Below are 17108 nucleotides of genomic sequence, written 5' to 3'. Positions count from 1 at the left end.
GCTAACGTTATTTTAGCATGACTTGTTATATATTTCCTTCACTTCAATTGCTGGTCGAAGTAAATAAGCCCCAGCGACTAAATTCTTTATCAGTCGTTTGATAAAATAATAAGCTTTTTATACAACCCTAATTTCATCTGTACTGCAAGTCGGAGTTTAGCACCTGGGGAATGCTCAGCCAACAACTCATCCGCGCTCTGCCATACATCTTCAGATATTTTTGTCTCATCCTTCCAATTTTCATCGAGGTCTGCCTTCATTTCCTCGACAGAATGCCAGTAAAAACTAAAATCGAAAAATTCAAGACTTGTTTCGAGGAAGAGCTGTGTTGCGAATGCTGTTGCCAATGCTTTATCAGCAGCAATGTCGCGACCGATATCCGGGCTAAGATCCACCATTCCGGCAGATTGGCTCTTCTGCGCAAAAACCACTTCCAGGGGCACATCGACGCATAAGGGGCGCACGTCAACCATGCTGCCATGAGGTGTCAACACTCGCCAGGATTCTTGTAGGGCATGCACCATGCCCTGTGGTTCAATTCATCAAAGCGATGAAGCGAAGATTACCAGGTCGAATACGCGGTTGCTAAACGGTAACTCTTCGCCCTTAGCCTGGACTAAATACAGCTTGCCTGGTGATCTTTTATTCTGCGCTGCCTGCAAGTCAGCCATACATGGATCAATTCCGATGAGGTGGTCTGGCAAGTTTGAATACTGGCAGGTTAACTTCCCATCTCCGCAACCGATTTCAAGGGCTTTCTTGCCAGAAATCGGATACGCATTTATCAGTTGGCTCAGCTCATTGCCTTCAGGATCGCGTTCAGATGCCATGCTAGCTTTCCTCCATGACAATCACCTTGCGCATTGCTTGGCGGTGATTGCAATTTGATTATACATAATATCCTGTAGACCATGTATCACAGCGAACATCGCCTTACCATTAATAAATCTATAATTTTCCAATGATTGACAGAACCCTTGCCCACAAGTACCATATATGCAAACCCATCCTGGGTTCATGGATGGAACAAGACGGGGAAAGGATAATAATCATGAGATTCTTAATTCATTGGGTAATCACGGTCATCGGTCTGGTTATAGCTTATCTGGTACTGGCCCCGCGTGGCTTGATGTCTATCGAAGGTACATCAGCTTACCTGGCCTTTGCGGTTATGGCGATAGTGTTGGGCTTGGTGAATATCTTTATCCGGCCTATCCTGAAGTTGCTCTCCTGTGCGTTCATCGTCCTGACTTTAGGTTTATTCATGCTGGTAATCAACGCGTTCTTGTTGTGGTTTTCATCATGGATATGCAGCCTGTTGGGAATTGGCCTGGTTGTCCAGGTTCCATGGGGCGCATTTTGGGGATCGGTCATTGTCAGCCTGGTATCGTTCATCGCCCACTTATTCATCCGCGAGCCAGCGTAACCGATACAACTTGAGTAGTTCCATTATTGCCCAGCAGAATTCCGTGTATTCGGGGTAGGTCTTCGCGCCTGTATCCGCCATGTAGAATAAAACTTCGTATATAATCTCCTCGAGTAAATGTCAACTGAATCAATCAAGAGATGGAAAGACTGACCTTGCCAGGATGTGTGGCTGGTTTAGTCTTCTCATCAAGATGACCGGAGCAGCTATGGGTATCTTCGTAAATAAGACGGATTTTAATGATGACTTCGGACGCCAGGTCATGCTGCGCGGTGTCAACCTGGCAGGCAGCAGCAAAGTGCCCTATACGCCTCCTGGGGCTACATACACTCAAGAAGGTTTTTTTGATCATCGCCAGGTGTCTTTTATCGGCCGTCCATTCCCTATAGCCCATGCAGATGAACACCTGGAACGCTTGCGTGAATGGGGTTTTAATTTCCTACGCCTGGTGGTCACCTGGGAAGGCATCGAGCATGCGGGGCCAGGGATATACGATTCCGCTTACCTTGACTACCTGGTTGAAGTAGTCAGAAAAGCCGCTCAATACGGTTTTTACCTGTTCATTGACCCTCACCAAGATGTGTGGAGCCGGTTCTCGGGCGGTGATGGCGCACCAGGCTGGACACTCGAAGCCGTGGGGTTGGATATCACCCACTTCACCGAAACAGGCGCAGCGCTGGTGCACGCCACCCATCCCTCGCCCTACCCACGCATGGCCTGGCATACCAATACATCAAAGCTCGCCTGCGCCACCATGTTCACCCTCTTCTTCGCCGGGAATGACTTTGCTCCCCAGACCATGATCGAAGGTGAGCCCGCACAGGAGTACCTGCAACGCCATTACATCGATGCAATCAGCCAGGTGGCTGTGCGCGTGAAAGACCAGCCTAATGTGCTTGGCTACGATAGCTTGAACGAGCCATCCAGTGGCTTCATTGGTTGGAAGGACCTCAATTCGCTCGATGGATCGGTTTCGCTTGACCTATCTCCGACTCCCTACCAATCGATGCTTCTAGCTGCAGGCATCTCGCAAGAGGTTGATGTCTGGTCGATCGGCCTGGCCAGCCTGAAGAAAACAGGAACGCGCCGCCTGAACGAATTCGGCTCGCATGCCTGGCTTCCGGGATACGACTGTATCTGGAAACAACACGGTGTATGGGACTTTGATGCAGCAGGTGAGCCTCACCTGCTGCGACCTGACTACTTCGCCCAGGTAAATGGCAAATCAGTCAGCTTTGCGGAGGATTACTACCGGCCATTTAACCGCCGATTCACTGCAGCTATTCATGATGTACACCCTGGTGCTTTGATTTTCATCGAGACCGAACCGGACCAGCCGCCGTATGTCATGGATGCCCAGGAAGCCACGGAGGTGGTCTACGCGCCGCATTGGTACGATGCCTTCGTGCTGGTAAAAAAGGAGTACACCCCCTGGATTGGAGTCAACAGCCTGAGCCGGCGGGCAGTTTTTACACCGCCAGGCATCCGCCGATCATATCGTTCACAGCTTGCCACGCTCAAGCAGCAGGCTGAGGGACGCCTGAGCGGCGTGCCATTCGTTTTGGGTGAATTTGGCATCCCTTACGACCTGCACGAGAAACACGCCTATCAGACGGGTGACTTCAGCATCCAGCTGAAGGCTCTCCAACGCAGCATGCAAGCGGTGGAAGATAACCTGCTCAATTACAGCCTGTGGAATTACTCCCCCGATAATACCAACCTGCATGGTGACCAGTGGAACGACGAAGACCTGTCGATCTACAGCCCAGACCAACGCAGTAACCCGCGGGATATCAACTCAGGCGGTCGTGCCTTACAAGCCGTGGTACGCCCCTATCCAGTTGCCACGGCGGGAAAGCTAATAAGTTCAGGTTTCAACCCACGCAGGCGTGTTTTCCATATGGCCTTCCGGCCTGATCCCCAGATCACCGCCCCCACCGAAATCTTCGTGCCTAATTATCAATACCCGCACGGTTACAGTGTACGGGTGAGTGATGGACGCTACGAAATAAAGCGCTCCAGCCAGCGCCTGCTCTATTGGCCAGGTGAGAAAAAATCGGTGGAGAGAATCACAATAAAACCATAAAGATCCGATTCAATATATCGGGTATTCCAGCAACCTTGCTTCAGGGTTGCTGATCAACCTACCCGGGCATCGGGATGTCCGGGGTTTCTATGCGTGGATTGGGTTCCTAGCCCAGCCCGCCACTGAGCTTGACGTTGGCTGCTTCGGGAGATGTGGCGGTTTTAGCCTGGGGGTGGCTGTCTTCGCGGTAGTGGCAACCGCGACTATACCTGTTTCGGTGAGCAGCATATGCCACGATCAAGGCTGTTTGCACGCTGTTGCGCAAGCCGATCAGCTCGTCGCTCAGGCGGGTTTTCCGGTAAAACTCTTCGATGTCCAGCCAGAGCTGGCGAAGATCACGTATCGCCCGGTTCAGCCGATATTCACTGCGCACGAGACCCACATAATGCCACATCAGGTTCCGCACGCTGTACATATCTGCGTGGATCAGGTTCGGATCAGGCTCGTAGATCAGCCCGCTATCGTTCCATTCCGGTACATCCTGGTCATTTAGCAGCAAGGCTGGCGATTGAGCGCGGATATCTTCAGCTGCCTGCACCCCCCAAACCAATCCTTCCAGCAGGGAAGTGCTCGCCAACCGGTTAGCTCCGTGCACGCCGGTGCAGCTCACTTCGCCCACCGCATACAGGTTGGGAATGCTCGTGCGACCGGTCAAGTCCACCTGCACACCGCCGCAGAAGTAATGTGCGGCTGGCACCACCGGGATTGGCTGGCGGGTGATGTCGATCCGCTGATTCTTGCAGAAAGCATAGATATGCGGGAAGCGTTCGCGGATAAACTTGGCAGGTTTATGCGAGGCGATGTCGAGCAAGACGTATGGGTAGCCTTTATCCACCATCTCCGAATAGATCCCCCGGGCTACGATGTCACGCGGGGCCAGGTCTTTCCATTCAGGGGCGTATTTAGCCATGAAGGGCTTCCCCTGTGGAGTGAGCAGGATGCCCCCCTCACCACGCACGGCTTCACTGATCAGGAATTTTGTAGCATCCGAGCTACTCAGCGCGGTGGGGTGAAATTGTACATATTCAGAATTGATGATATTCGCCCCAGCCCGGTAGGCCATTGCCACACCATCGCCGCGTGCTCCGGTCGGGTTGGTGGTGTTCAGGTAGATCTGCCCCACACCACCCGTGGCCAGAACGGTTTTACGGGCAAGGATTGGGATTACCTTGCGGGTTTCCTGGTCGAACACATACGCCCCGTGGCAGGTGAGTGATTGGTATACTGCCTGGGGATCGGTGGCATGGTGTGGGAAGGTGATCAGGTCTACCACGGTATGCTTGGTGAGCAAGGTGATGTTCGGTATGCCTTCCAGCTTCTTTAGCAGCGCTTGCATGATGGCTTCACCGGTGCCGTCTCCCACATGCAGAATCCTCCGGCGCGTGTGGGCTGCTTCCAATCCCATAACCAGGTGACCCTGTTCATCATGGTCAAATTCCAGGCCTGCTTGCCCGATGATCACATCCTGTAGCAGCTCGGGGCCACGCTCAGCCAACAGTCGGACAGCCGGCGGGTATGACAGCCCCGCCCCCGCCGTAAGCACATCTTCTTCAAGCAACTCGACACTATCGTCAGTCCCCCTCCCGACGATGCCTCCCTGGGCATAGCTCGAATTGCTGTCGAGAGCCTCTTCGGCACGCGTGATTACGGTGATTTGGCGTTGGGTATCCCGCGACAAACGAATGGCTGCCGTTGCACCAGCGATACCGCAGCCAATGATTAATACATCGGTTTGCATCTCCTCAACCTCCCCCTCTACCCGATGGCAATCATGCGCTCAACAGCCTGCGCCGCCCTCACTCGGATATCTTCAGGAATGTAAATCACATATTGGTTAAGTTGCAGGCTTTTCAAGGTGTCTTCCAGGGTGATCTGGTTCATATGCGGGCAGCGTACCGAGCACAGCCTGAGCATATCTTTCTCCGGGTTGGCCGCGGCGATATTATCGCCCATGGCACATTCAGTCAGCACCAGATATTGGGGTGCATTGGTTTCCTTTACATAGCGGATCATGGCATTCGTGCCCCCTGAAAAATCGGAAGCTGCCACGACCTCCGGGCTGCACTCTGGGTGGGAAAGGATGACCACCTCGGGGAATTGCTTACGCACAGCTTCGATATCCTTGACGGTGAATTTCTCGTGCACCTCACAGCGCCCACGCCAGCCAACCATCGTGTCATGGTTGCCTACCTGCTGGTAATCCAGCGTGGTCGAGTTTTTTCCGTCCTGCAAGGTGGGGAAAACAATATGTCGACCAGTTTCCTTGGCCACATTGCGCGCCAGGTATTCATCCGGAAGGAAGATGACCGTGTCCGAATGGAGTGACTCAACCACTGCCTTGGCATTGCTGGAAGTGCAGCAAATATCCACTTCGGCTTTAACATCCGCATAAGTGTTCACGTACGCCACGGCTGGCACACCCGGGTAACGAGCCCGTAACTCACGCACATCCTGGGCAGTGATGCTGGCTGCCAGGCTGCAGCCGGCCTTTTCGGAGGGGAGCAGCACTGTCTTGGTCGGGTTGAGCAGCTTGGCCGTCTCGGCCATGAAGCGTACCCCGCAAAAGACAATGACATCCTTGTCAGTTTGGGCAGCTTTACGGCTCAGGTCTAGCGAATCGCCGCGGAAATCGGGGATGGAATAAAACAATGCCGGTTCCATGTAGTTATGCCCCAGGATAACCGCGTTCCTTTCCTTTTTAAGCTGGTTGATCTCTTCCGCCAACTCAGCCTTATAACGTAGCTCAAAATCGGGTACCACCCGTTCCAATTTGCTTTTCATATCCTGATACATCGTTTCAACAGTCATTTCACGCGCTCCAATTCCAAATCTATGCATCAACCATAGATTCTGGACATAATTTATCCTATTTTCATGCTGATGTCAAGAGTGGGGGCAGAGTGGGTGAGAGTCCCTGACGAGATGAAATCCACTCCAGTTTCTGCAATCTGACGCACGTTGGTCAGGTTGACGTTCCCTGAGGCCTCCAGTGGGACACGCCCACGGGTCATCTGCACTGCATTACGCATCGTATCCAGGTCCATGTTATCCAGCATGATACGGTCGACATGCAGATTAATGGCTTCGTCTAATTCTGACAGGTTCTTGACTTCCACTTCAATGGCAAATCTGTTGCCAAATAGCTCGCGGGCCCGGGTGACAGCCTGCTTGATCCCACCTGCTGCACTGATGTGATTATCTTTTATTAGCAGCATGTCAAACAGCCCCACGCGATGATTTTGTCCCCCGCCCATGCGCACCGCGTATTTATCCACCATGCGTAAGCCCGGTCCAGTTTTACGCGTGTCGAGGATGATCGCCTTGGTACCCTTGACGGCTTCGACGAAACGGCGGGTTAGAGTGGCAATCCCTGAGAGCCGCCCTAAATAGTTTAGCGCTGTCCGCTCACCAGCCAGCAGGCTTCTGCCACTACCTTGTGCCACTGCCAGTATCTGGCCTTTTTCAACTTGCGAGCCATCTTTCGTGGAAGACCGAAAGGTCATGGTAGGATCGACCAGTTGGAACACTGCTTCAGCGATCGGCATTCCCGCCACCACTCCATTGGCTTTCGCCCGAAAATAGCCACTCAACCTGGCATCGGCCGGGATGGTTGCCATGCTGGTGACATCTCCCTGGGCAGGATGGGCTTCCAGTTTACCCTCGGCAGACAGGTCCTCTGCCAATGCCAGCTGTATGACACTAAGCACTGATGGATGCTGTAAATCCACCGGCAGGATCGATTTGATCATGGCAAGTCGCGAATTCAGTTGGTCTGTTTGTCCGAACATATCTCCACCTCGGGGCTAATTGTACCGCATGGTACCCCTTTAATCTCGTAAAGAACAGCACAGGGTATTTACCCGTAATGAACAGACCTGCCAAAGAGGTAAAAATTGCAATTTTCATATCTGGTGGTCAGATTACGCGTGTGAAATCCAAGCAATGTTGATCAAGAACGCTGGTGAGGGCATTCAGATGACCCATAGCACGACGAAGTTGTACTATAATAATTCCAATAAGCAAGCATCCCATTTTAGAACGAGTTAGTAAACTTTAGTTTAATACAGCTCATCCAATCCATATTCAGGCCCTGGTCTTATTTTGGTTAAGCTCGGCGGCCAACACGGATAATCGATGGTGTGAATAACCGGTTTGCTTTTGAACATTCATCGCGGTTTGCTTTTTTTTATATCCAAATGGATATTGATACATGAAAAATATTAAGGAGGACAAATGAATCATCAGGAAGGTACCTTCAAGGACGCTCATGAAGCCAGCATTTATTACCAGGCCTGGCTACCTGACGGGGAAGCTAAATCCATTTTGTTCGTGGTGCATGGGCTGGGCGAGCATAGTGGGCGGTATATGAACGTCGTGAATCACTTCGTGCCGCTCGGGTATGCAGTTTACAGCCTGGATCATATTGGTCACGGCAAATCGGATGGCGAGCGCGAGGTGATTACCCGCTTCGAAGACTTCACCGAGCCGCTGACGATCTACTACAACATGGTCAAGAGCTGGCAGCCAGGCAAACCCATCTTCATTGTTGGGCACAGCCTGGGTGGGTTGATCAGCTGCTATTACTTACTCGACAACCAGGACAAGTTCCGTGGTGCGGTGATCTCGGCGGCCAGTGTCAAGGTACCAGCCAATATTTCTTCATCCACAATAGCCATGGGCAAGATCTTGTCTGCCATCGCCCCCAAAGCAGGCCTTCTTGCTTTGGATGCCACTGGGGTCTCGCGCGATCCTGCGGTGGTCGCAGCCTATGTCAATGATCCGCTCGTCTTTCATGGGAAAACTCCCGCCCGCCTGGCAGCTGAAATGCTGCGCGCCATGAAACGGGTCACTGCTGAGGTTGAGAAAATCACGCTTCCCTTCATGGTTGTTCAGGGAAACAACGATAAGCTCGTTGACCCGGATGGGACACAGCTACTTTACGACAAAGCCAGCTCTAAAGATAAGTCCATCAAGCGTTACGAAGGCCTATATCACGAGGTCTTCAACGAGCCGGAGCATGAAGCCGTCCTTACCGACGTGGAGAACTGGCTGGCGGCACATCTATAAGATTTTGTCTTGACACTGATCACTAAAAGACCCGATTGTCTTGAAAAGGTTTACAAGACAGTCAGGTTTTTGCCCGAGAACAGATCATCTGCTATTCAATCCTGAGATAGCTTAGGCAAGCCAACCCTGCCCCGCTCAGTACCAGCCATAAGCCGATGATATTGATTATGGTAAATGTATTTCTGAGTTTCCTGCCGTTGGTAGTTCTACCCCAAAAGACCATCGGCTTGTAGTCGTAGAACGGTTGGTGACGCCTGATTTAAATAGAGGTGTAAACCAACGCTGATACACCAAAAAAGAACATCACGATTGAGTACGCCAAGACAAGCACCGGGTAGCTGTACATCAGTTTAAGACTGATCAGTAACAAGCCAATAAATATGAAGGATGATAATCACGCGATCGCATTACGGCTGGATAAATTCGGGTCGTCCATACTGTTCTTAGTCTGATTATATCAATCCATGATGTGATGAAAATACGCCGAAGAATGGGGAGTGTTACTTTTAAATAATAAAATATCATTCCAACCATGTGGATATCTACCTTCAGTTATTTTGATGGCTAGATATCAGAAATCGGTCTTTTTGTTCCTACTCCTTGTTTTTATTGACAAAACCAATGTGAAAAGCGTAAAAGTAGTGATTGTTTGTTGCCATATCGGCAAACCTTCAGGAAAGCTCAGCACAAACTACAGCTCCAACGACATAGCTGCCTCTTTGGCCAGCAGGCAGTTGGATGACTCTAGTGACCCGAGGGTGTTATTGTGTATGTGTAATCGACCTGTCCGTTATGCTGGTCAGGTTTCTCCTCTTGCGGGATAAAAGAACGAACAAAGCTCACACTTACTTGCTCTGGTGAGACTTCCACTAATAAATACCCCGAGCCAGGAAGCATAGTCGCAGACGGATAGAATTCCTGGTTTGGAATAGCATCATTTGTATTGGCGGGCATCGGTAAAGTCTGGTAAATCAAACCATCTAATGCTTCCTTTGCAAATAGGTGGTCATGTCCCTGGAAAAAAACTGTGACATGGTTATCGACCATAAGCTGGTGGATAGGCACTCCCCACCTTGGCCGGTATGTATCGAAACCCCAACTGCCATTACGGTTCATCCCACCCCATTCGAAATAAGGAGCAGCTTCTATGCCACCCCGGTTTTCACCCAACAGATGGTGGGTAAAAACAAACTTGTATTTCGCATTGCTGGTTTTGAGCGTCTGGCGGAACCACTGGTACTGGGTCTCTCCCAGAGTCCAATCCCAATTATCGCGGCTTTTCTTGGGGTCAGTGATAGTGCTCCAATAGGGATCGATGACCACAAACAGGGCCTCTCCCCATTTCCAGGCATAGTAATCCCGCAGCATACCGATATTTTCGACAATATTCGTATCCCCTGAGTAGAAATTATCCGGTGCTGGTTCGGGGAAATATTGGTTACGCAAATTAGCTGACCAGACAGCCGGGTTATCTGCACTGCCATCTAGGAGCCAGCCCCACTCCATTTCATGGTTACCATTGGCCAGGAATAACGAGGCTGACGCCGATAACAGACCAAAATACTGGCGCTGATCAATGTAGAGCTGAGATATTGTCTCGGGATTAATCGTATTGAGCTTGTCAGTTCGGAAAGTGTCACCCAGGTCAATGAGAAAATCAGGTTGACTCACGGCGATGTTGAGCATAGTTTGCCGGTAGAGATCCGGGTCGCAATGTTTATCTGTATTGAGGTGCGAATCAGCCTGGACTGCGAAAGTAAAGCTGCCTCCAGTTGAACGTTGGGTGATAAAAGTATGTTCTGGACCGGCTGAATCATTGTAACGGATGCGGTAGTAGTAACGCGTATCAGGTTCCAGCCCATCCATGAGAATTTCAAGAGGTATACCCCCTGATGCTATTTGTGAGGGGGTGCGAGCGGAGTATGTCCCCATGAATGTACCATACTCGCAATAAAGCGCCATCGCCATTTTAGGAACTACGCTCATAGTGACGGATGTGTCGGTAGGCCGTCCAAGGATCCCGGTGGCGATGAAATCCGACAGATTATACGCACCCTTTACCGTTGGGGATACATACGCAGGTGTTTCCAACGGAATCTCAGTCGATAGGCTGGCTGTGGGAATGGCAATCCGCTGTGAGCTCTCATTGACTACAGGGCTGCAGGCAGTGAGTATAAGAGTCATAGTTAGGAAAATGATCAAGTATTGTCTCATAAAATTTATCCCTACTATCCCCCTTGAGCTTCTTACCCCAAGGAGTAAGAAGCTCAAGGTTCTGGTCATAGTTTACTTGAACAAGAAATCCGTATCGGGAATTTCAGGCATGGATATTGCTTGTGAGTAAAGGTAAGCGCCATTTGGATGGCTAAGCTCTCCAAGCAACTCCTCACGCATCGCATCCAATGCGGCTCTCTGACTACTGGTAAGCGACTGATTCACATCTGAAAAGTGTACAGCCATGTTGTAAATAATCTCACCATCCAATTCACCATAACGCTGCATCAATGATAGGACGGTAGCTTTATCGGCAGTGTCGCCTTCTAGAAATTTGCGCAACTCAATCGATACTTGCCGACGGGTTTCGACAATATTCAACAGGGATGGTTTTTGGATCTCGACCAGTCCAGTGATCAGTTGTGCCTGATCGGACGTCAATGTGGCTAGCATTTCATCGCCAAGATTACCAGTCATATCTGTTGGGATGGCATAACCCGGGTCACTCATTGCTTTAATATCCTTGAGGTAGAAAGAACCGAAGTATGTGCCATGCCGCTCAGGGCAAAAATACACATCGGCATCGATAGAGCCTGCATACCAGCTGTACATATCCGCAGCATAAGTCATCACAGCTACTTTTATCTCTCGATCCAGCGAGCGCATATCAGACGGTTCCTGAACGGTCGGCCAGTCCAGCATCCCCTTGTTTTCCATCGCATCCAGGTATGCTTGCTGATCTGCTGTAAAGTCATTAATCATCTGCCCATATAGCTGGGCGCGCTCGTAGCTGATTTCACCATCGAGCTGATAGAGCTCTGCAGAATAAGCATTTACTGCATTTACATCCAGGCTGGTTGCCCCAGCAGGCAGGTTACCTTCTAGCATATCCTGGAAAGCTTTCATTAACACAAAACGCATATAACCGTACTTATTAATCGAATCTACCTGGTTTTCTGCCAAGGCCACCAGGCGAGCACGCTGGTCAACACTCAAGACATTGAGCATATTCATTGCCGCGCTGGTTAAGAAATCTCCGGCATGCCCCATCTGGCTGGGGTCGTTATCGCGCAGGTATTGGAAACCCCAAAAGTCTGCCACCTTGCCTGGTGGAAAGAACGAGTCTGCGCCAAGGTCGCCGGTGAGAAATGCCAATGCATCGAAAGCGATGGTCATGCCCTGGGCTTTATCCGAAATGGCTTGCTCAATCGTGTAACCTTCCTTATCAACATCTGGTTGGCTTGAACTGGGTTGCCCGCCATTTCCAGGTTCCTGGGGGGTGTCATTTGCACTTCGCTTTGGTGAGCAAGCCAACTCATCTTGCACAGTCTCACACACCCCGCTTTCGAGCCCTTTTTGAGCCGTAAACTCGCAAGCGGACTGTTCCTGTTTATTCTCACACGCAGCGATCGCTTCTTGCGGAGGCTTACCCCCGCCTTGATTCTGGTTGGATCGATTCTCTTGCTGCCCTCCACGACTGGAAGCCATCGGAGTTGGCTGGCTTTCCGTGATCGCCTCAGATTGCCTCGCATAAGTGACATTCAGCTGAGCACTGGCAAGGGTTATCCCTTGAATTGCATCCAGGAATGTATCTCGATCTACCTGGGAGGCGGGAATTGACAGCTGTGGCTCAAACGACAGAGCATAGACTGTGAAGGTATAGGTCTTCGAACCAGGTCCTTTTGAACAAGGAGGCGAATATTCGGTCTGGTCATTATTACTGTTTGTCCCCAGCACCCCAATTCCGGTGGTATCCTTCGATAAACTGGTGATATTTGCGGGGATATCCAATAAGATCCAATACCAGTGAATATCAGTCGGGCTGGCGATGTGATCCATCAGTAAAGCAAGGCTTTGTGTTCCCGCTGGTGCACCTGTCCAGCTGAGGGGTACCGTCACTCCCGCACCATCGCAGGTATAGTCGACTGGCAGCTCCCCGCCTTCATCCACAACTGGACTGCTCAATACAAAGCTGCTTGTACTTTCATCATCATTAGGGTTCAAGTTTACTGGTTGATCTGAAGGGTCGGTGGTTGCGGTTACCTTGAATTGCTCTCCAATAGGAAGGGCATTTGTAGGTGTCGAGCCAATTACTTCCGCTTGGTTGTTGCCTGTGCTTGGTAAACCGCAAGCTACAAGAGAAATGGTAAGCGCAATGATTATGACACATTGATATAGGTTTGTATATTTCATATTTATCTCCAAAGCAGTGATAAAGTCATTATATAAATAGGTCAGCCTGGGCGTGAGTGTCCACAATCACGATTTTTGTAAAGTCCATATTAAATTGACCCGTCGTATTCATGACAGCAGTCATATTTATTCCTTTTTCAATCATGACTTCAATCACAAGGGCTTTCGAGAACGATATGATATGATTTGGCAATGATCAGCGATTATTCAGATAGGAAGCGGGTTTTTCAAATTGCAGGGTGGATTTGGTTAGCCTACTTGTTGTCGTTGTTCGTCGTTGATTTGGTGATTTATTCAAATCAGCCAGTTTCCCCAAGTCCGAGTTATTATCTGGTAAATTTCATCCCTGCAATAATTTTTCTTGCATTATCCTACTCAAATTGGTTATCATCGCGGTGGAATATATTCTCTCCGCTATTGATCCTGGTTATCACCCTCACGCCTATCCTGGTCGTTCCCTTGTTCAATATCCACCTGCCTCCCGCACCTCTTTCGAACCTGGAAGGGATGATCCTCAGGCAGTTACCCGTATTGTTCATTGCGCTGGCTCTGGTCGCCTGGAATTACAACCTTACTGCCATAATCTTGTACAGTCTGGCAGTTAATTTAGGTGAAGTTGGGATAGTCTATGCATTCGGCTTTTCGGAACAAATACGTCAGCCAGATTTCTTTTTTATCATCGTAGTCCGGACGGTTTGTTTTATCGTTGTCGGTATATTCATAAACCAGCTCATAAACCTGCTGCGCAAACAACATGCTTCATTACAAGTCGCCAATAAACAATTGGCCCATTACGCAAGCACGTTTGAAAACCTGACATTAAGCCGTGAGCGTAATCGAATGTCACGCGAGTTACATGATACGGTCGTTCACACCTTGAGTGGCCTGTCAGTGCAGTTGGAAACGATCAAGGCCTATTGGGATGTGGAGCCTGAGACGGCGAAATCTATCCTCGACAGCTCCTTGGAAGCCACGCGGACCGGGTTGCAGGAGACACGCCGGGCGATCAAGGCCTTGCGTGCAAGCCCACTGGATGACCTTGGCCTGCAGGGTGCGATTCAAAATCTGTTGGATTATGCCGCTCAAAGGGGTAATCTTGTAATCGAAAGCTCGTTTCCGGTTGGAGATCTGTTCCTACCGCCCAATGTTGAGCAGGCGCTTTACCGCATCATCCAGGAAGCGATCGAAAATATCATCCAACATGCTCGTGCAACAAAATTAATCTTTCATTTAAAAAATCTTGATAAGGATATCGATCTCGTAATTCAGGATGATGGTATCGGCTTCAATCCGCAGGTGAATTCATTAGCCGGGCATTTCGGCTTGACCGGGATGCAGGAGCGTGCGAAATTGGTTGGGGGTGAATTGACCATTAACAGCCAACCCCAGCAGGGGACAAATATTCACCTGACGATTAAAGGATGTCTGCAATGAGAGTTGTGATTTGCGATGATCAAGCCATCATTCGGGATGGGTTGGAACTGCTGCTAAAACTGGAAAAGGATATTGAAGTCGTCGGATCAGCCCAGGATGGCACAGAAGCAGTTGAGCTGGTTGCAGAATTACAGCCTGACCTGGTGCTCATGGATTTGAAAATGCCTGGTATGAACGGTGTGGAAGCTACCCGGTGTATCGTCAGCAAGTCACCTGAGGTGAAGGTGCTGGTTTTGACGACCTTTGAAGACGATGAATGGGTTTTTGATGCAATTCGGGCTGGGGCTTGCGGTTATCTGTTGAAAGACATCCCTCGGGAGAAGCTGATTGAAGCCATCCATGGTACATTGCATGGGAAATCGTATATTGATCCGATGGTCGCTGGTAAAATCCTGGAAAAGGTTACCGACAGTCAGGTAGCACCACATACTTTAATCACCGAAAAATTAACTGAGCGTGAGGTAGAAGTCCTTCACCTGATTGCTCATGGTTTTTCGAATGCTGAGATCGCAGAACAGTTACATTTATCCGAAGGAACCATAAGGAATCATGTAAGTGCGATCTTAACCAAGCTAGAAGTCCCCGACCGTACACAGGCTGCGATCATGGCTATCCATTATGGGATAGACAAACTTGGATAGACCAACATAACAGTAGGCGACCTCGATCCGCAAGCTTAAGCGAAAGTCCAATATGCTGTGATCAATTTGGCTGTGAAAACAGTGATCCGTCAATTCATTTCGACGGGTTCCAGTAGTCCAATTTCGGTAACAATCCATTGTACTCTTATGTCGTTTTCCCCGTGCGGGAGCTGGTCAAACAGCACTGCCTGGAAAGCTACTCCGAGGCTGACACCGGCGAATTTATTTAGAAAGCGATCGAAATAGCCGCCTCCATACCCCAGGCGCCAACCTTGTTGGTCGAAAGCCACACCGGGCACCAATGCCAGCTGGATATCACCAGGCGGAATCACAGGCAAATCTGCGGATGGCTCTTGCATGCCAAACGGATGGCTGACCAGCTTTCCGGGCTGGTAGGGATGAAACACCATTTGGTGGATACCTTCGGTGATTATGCGCGGCAGCACCCATTGCTTGTGGGCGTGGCGTTCCATGAGCTGGGTCAGATCAACTTCACCAGCCATCGGCATATACGTCAGGATAGTATCAGAGGCTTCGAAAACCGGCCAGTTTTCGATCCATGCGCAGATCGATTGGCTGGCTTGCTGCCGAGCTGTTTCTCCTAATTCCTCTCGAATTTGACGGCACCTTCGACGCAATTGTCTTTTTTGTGTCGCAATATTCGCTTGCTGATTTTCAACGATATTCATTTGATTAATGTAACCGGATAGATATCAGAATAATCGCTTTTATTTGACCAACCACGAGTTGTAGGACTTAATGACAGTCATTTATCGGTGGATTAATTATATAATTTTTACGAATTTAATTGTGAAGAATCGATAACCGTAAATACGCTTGCTTGGTTTATCGGGTTTTAATTTCACTGCGTCGTTGATTTTTGTTGCACTATCCAGTCGATCCGACATTCTCACCTGCTAAACCATGCTTGCCTCTCATCTCAAGATCAAGTTCTTGGCTCTCGGCACACAAGCACGGTATTCCCTGAGAACAGTCCTCACAGCAGTATGCTCTTCCCTCTTTTATGGTAGCTCCCCAGGAGATTTCGATTCCACAGCCAGCACACCAAATTATTTTTCCATCCCCATTCATAACTGCCTCCTTAATAATCAGGCGTTTTCAAACTTATCGCTATCTTTTCGTTTTACGATTAATACGGAGCATGGTGAATAATGGACAAGTTTTCTTGATACACTGCCTAGCAACCAACCCTTGACTTCACTCAAGCCACGGGAACCAACAGCAATTATGTCTATGGAATTGTTTTGTGAATAATTGAGAATTTCAGTGGAAGCGTCTCCTTGAAGTAAAGCAGTCTCAATCCTGTGTTTTGAGCTTGCAAGAAACCGGACTCCCTGCTCAAGAATCTCGTTCCCTTCGGTTTTATACTTTTCATTAATTTCATCAGTATTATCTTTGTAGTCAATCGGTAGCGTCTGGAAGACTTCTGTACCCATCTGCCAAATTCTGGGCGTCTCTTGAGCATCATATTGCGGTAATGGTGGAATTACATGCACAAGATGAAATTCATCATTTGGTGACAATGGAAATATGCAGCAATAATCCAATAATGCCTGGCTATATTCTGAGCCATCCAATGCAATCAATATTCGATGAGGTGGTGGACTTAATGGGCGGATGACTAATACAGGCCAGTGAGCATATTCAGCCACTTGTTGAGCAACACCACCCAGTAGTATACCCAGGGTGGCACGTAATCCTTTAGCACCCATGACGATCAGGTCCGGGCGGTAGTCATTCGCAAAATCAACCAGCGAAGCAGCTGGATGGCCATGAAGCAAACCGTATTCAATGTCGGTATGCTTTTCTCTAAGAATATCGCATGCCTGTTCTAGCGCAGCCAACAGTAACTGCCGTCTTGGAGTATGAGGTGTGTCTAGCACGGTGAGAACGCATATTTTACAGCTTGGAGAAATCGGAAGGTTAGTTAGATAACGTGTCGCTACCATGGAGTGCTCAGAACCGTCAACCGCCAGGATAATTTTTGAAAAACGCTTTTGATCATCTGATTTCATAATTCACCTCA

At 49.4% G+C, this 17108-nt stretch carries 15 protein-coding genes; 5 read left to right on the top strand and 10 right to left on the bottom strand.

Going from position 1 to position 17108, the window contains the following annotated elements:
- Window positions 1-89: 89 nt before the first annotated feature.
- Both C3F13_14335 and C3F13_14330 read right to left on the bottom strand, forming a co-directional pair.
- A complete protein-coding gene (locus C3F13_14335) occupies window positions 90-473 on the bottom strand; it encodes a hypothetical protein (protein PWB51608.1) in 384 nt (127 codons plus the stop codon).
- 69 nt (window positions 474-542) lie between these two features.
- Entirely contained in the window at window positions 543-830 is a 288-nt protein-coding gene (locus C3F13_14330) for a hypothetical protein (GenBank protein PWB51607.1), read from the bottom strand.
- A gap of 131 nt (window positions 831-961) precedes the next feature.
- On the opposite strand from C3F13_14330, the gene C3F13_14325 reads away from it, so the two are divergent.
- Together C3F13_14325 and C3F13_14320 are read left to right on the top strand one after the other, a co-directional pair.
- Entirely contained in the window at window positions 962-1426 is a 465-nt protein-coding gene (locus C3F13_14325) for a hypothetical protein (protein PWB51606.1), read from the top strand.
- Window positions 1427-1589: 163 nt separating this feature from the next.
- Entirely contained in the window at window positions 1590-3512 is a 1923-nt protein-coding gene (locus C3F13_14320) for a glycosyl hydrolase family 35 (protein ID PWB51605.1), read from the top strand.
- Window positions 3513-3618: 106 nt separating this feature from the next.
- Here the strand turns inward: C3F13_14320 and nadB are convergent, their stop codons facing one another.
- The 3 genes from nadB to nadC are packed head-to-tail and all read right to left on the bottom strand — an operon-like array spanning window position 3619 to window position 7261.
- Entirely contained in the window at window positions 3619-5250 is a 1632-nt protein-coding gene (gene nadB / locus C3F13_14315; protein PWB51604.1) for an L-aspartate oxidase, read from the bottom strand.
- 17 nt (window positions 5251-5267) lie between these two features.
- Window positions 5268-6320 (bottom strand): quinolinate synthase NadA, encoded by a 1053-nt coding sequence (locus C3F13_14310; GenBank protein PWB51603.1) that lies wholly within the window; start codon window positions 6318-6320, stop codon window positions 5268-5270.
- 53 nt (window positions 6321-6373) lie between these two features.
- Entirely contained in the window at window positions 6374-7261 is an 888-nt protein-coding gene (gene nadC, locus C3F13_14305) for a nicotinate-nucleotide diphosphorylase (carboxylating) (GenBank protein ID PWB51658.1), read from the bottom strand.
- 484 nt (window positions 7262-7745) lie between these two features.
- Here nadC and C3F13_14300 point away from each other — a divergent pair, with 484 nt between their 5' ends.
- Window positions 7746-8579: an alpha/beta hydrolase gene (locus tag C3F13_14300; protein PWB51602.1), complete on the top strand. Its 834-nt coding sequence runs from the start codon at window positions 7746-7748 to the stop codon at window positions 8577-8579.
- Between the two features lie 744 nt (window positions 8580-9323).
- On the opposite strand, the gene C3F13_14295 is transcribed toward C3F13_14300, so the two are convergent.
- Together C3F13_14295 and C3F13_14290 are read right to left on the bottom strand one after the other, a co-directional pair.
- On the bottom strand, window positions 9324-10862 hold the full coding sequence (locus tag C3F13_14295; protein PWB51601.1) for a hypothetical protein: 1539 nt from the start codon (window positions 10860-10862) through the stop codon (window positions 9324-9326).
- A 3-nt stretch (window positions 10863-10865) separates the two neighbouring features.
- Window positions 10866-12986 (bottom strand): hypothetical protein, encoded by a 2121-nt coding sequence (locus C3F13_14290; GenBank protein ID PWB51600.1) that lies wholly within the window; start codon window positions 12984-12986, stop codon window positions 10866-10868.
- Between the two features lie 192 nt (window positions 12987-13178).
- Here C3F13_14290 and C3F13_14285 point away from each other — a divergent pair, with 192 nt between their 5' ends.
- Together C3F13_14285 and C3F13_14280 are read left to right on the top strand one after the other, a co-directional pair.
- A complete protein-coding gene (locus C3F13_14285; protein ID PWB51599.1) occupies window positions 13179-14420 on the top strand; it encodes a hypothetical protein in 1242 nt (413 codons plus the stop codon).
- The gene (locus C3F13_14280; GenBank protein PWB51598.1) at window positions 14408-15061 is read left to right on the top strand and encodes a DNA-binding response regulator; all 654 of its coding nucleotides are present in this window, start codon (window positions 14408-14410) and stop codon (window positions 15059-15061) included. The genes C3F13_14285 and C3F13_14280 overlap by 13 nt, the downstream gene beginning before the upstream one ends.
- A gap of 89 nt (window positions 15062-15150) precedes the next feature.
- On the opposite strand, the gene C3F13_14275 is transcribed toward C3F13_14280, so the two are convergent.
- The 3 genes from C3F13_14275 to C3F13_14265 form a co-directional block, all read right to left on the bottom strand.
- A complete protein-coding gene (locus C3F13_14275) occupies window positions 15151-15750 on the bottom strand; it encodes a 5-formyltetrahydrofolate cyclo-ligase (protein ID PWB51597.1) in 600 nt (199 codons plus the stop codon).
- Between the two features lie 199 nt (window positions 15751-15949).
- Window positions 15950-16153, bottom strand: coding sequence for a hypothetical protein (locus tag C3F13_14270; protein ID PWB51596.1), 204 nt, complete (start codon window positions 16151-16153; stop codon window positions 15950-15952).
- Between the two features lie 17 nt (window positions 16154-16170).
- Window positions 16171-17097: a hypothetical protein gene (locus tag C3F13_14265; protein PWB51595.1), complete on the bottom strand. Its 927-nt coding sequence runs from the start codon at window positions 17095-17097 to the stop codon at window positions 16171-16173.
- Window positions 17098-17108 lie beyond the last annotated feature (11 nt).

This window comes from Anaerolineales bacterium (assembly GCA_003105035.1).
Classification (GTDB): domain Bacteria; phylum Chloroflexota; class Anaerolineae; order Anaerolineales; family UBA4823; genus FEB-25.
Note: the sequence above shows the minus strand (reverse complement) of the source record. Positions and strands in the feature narration are given on the sequence as shown.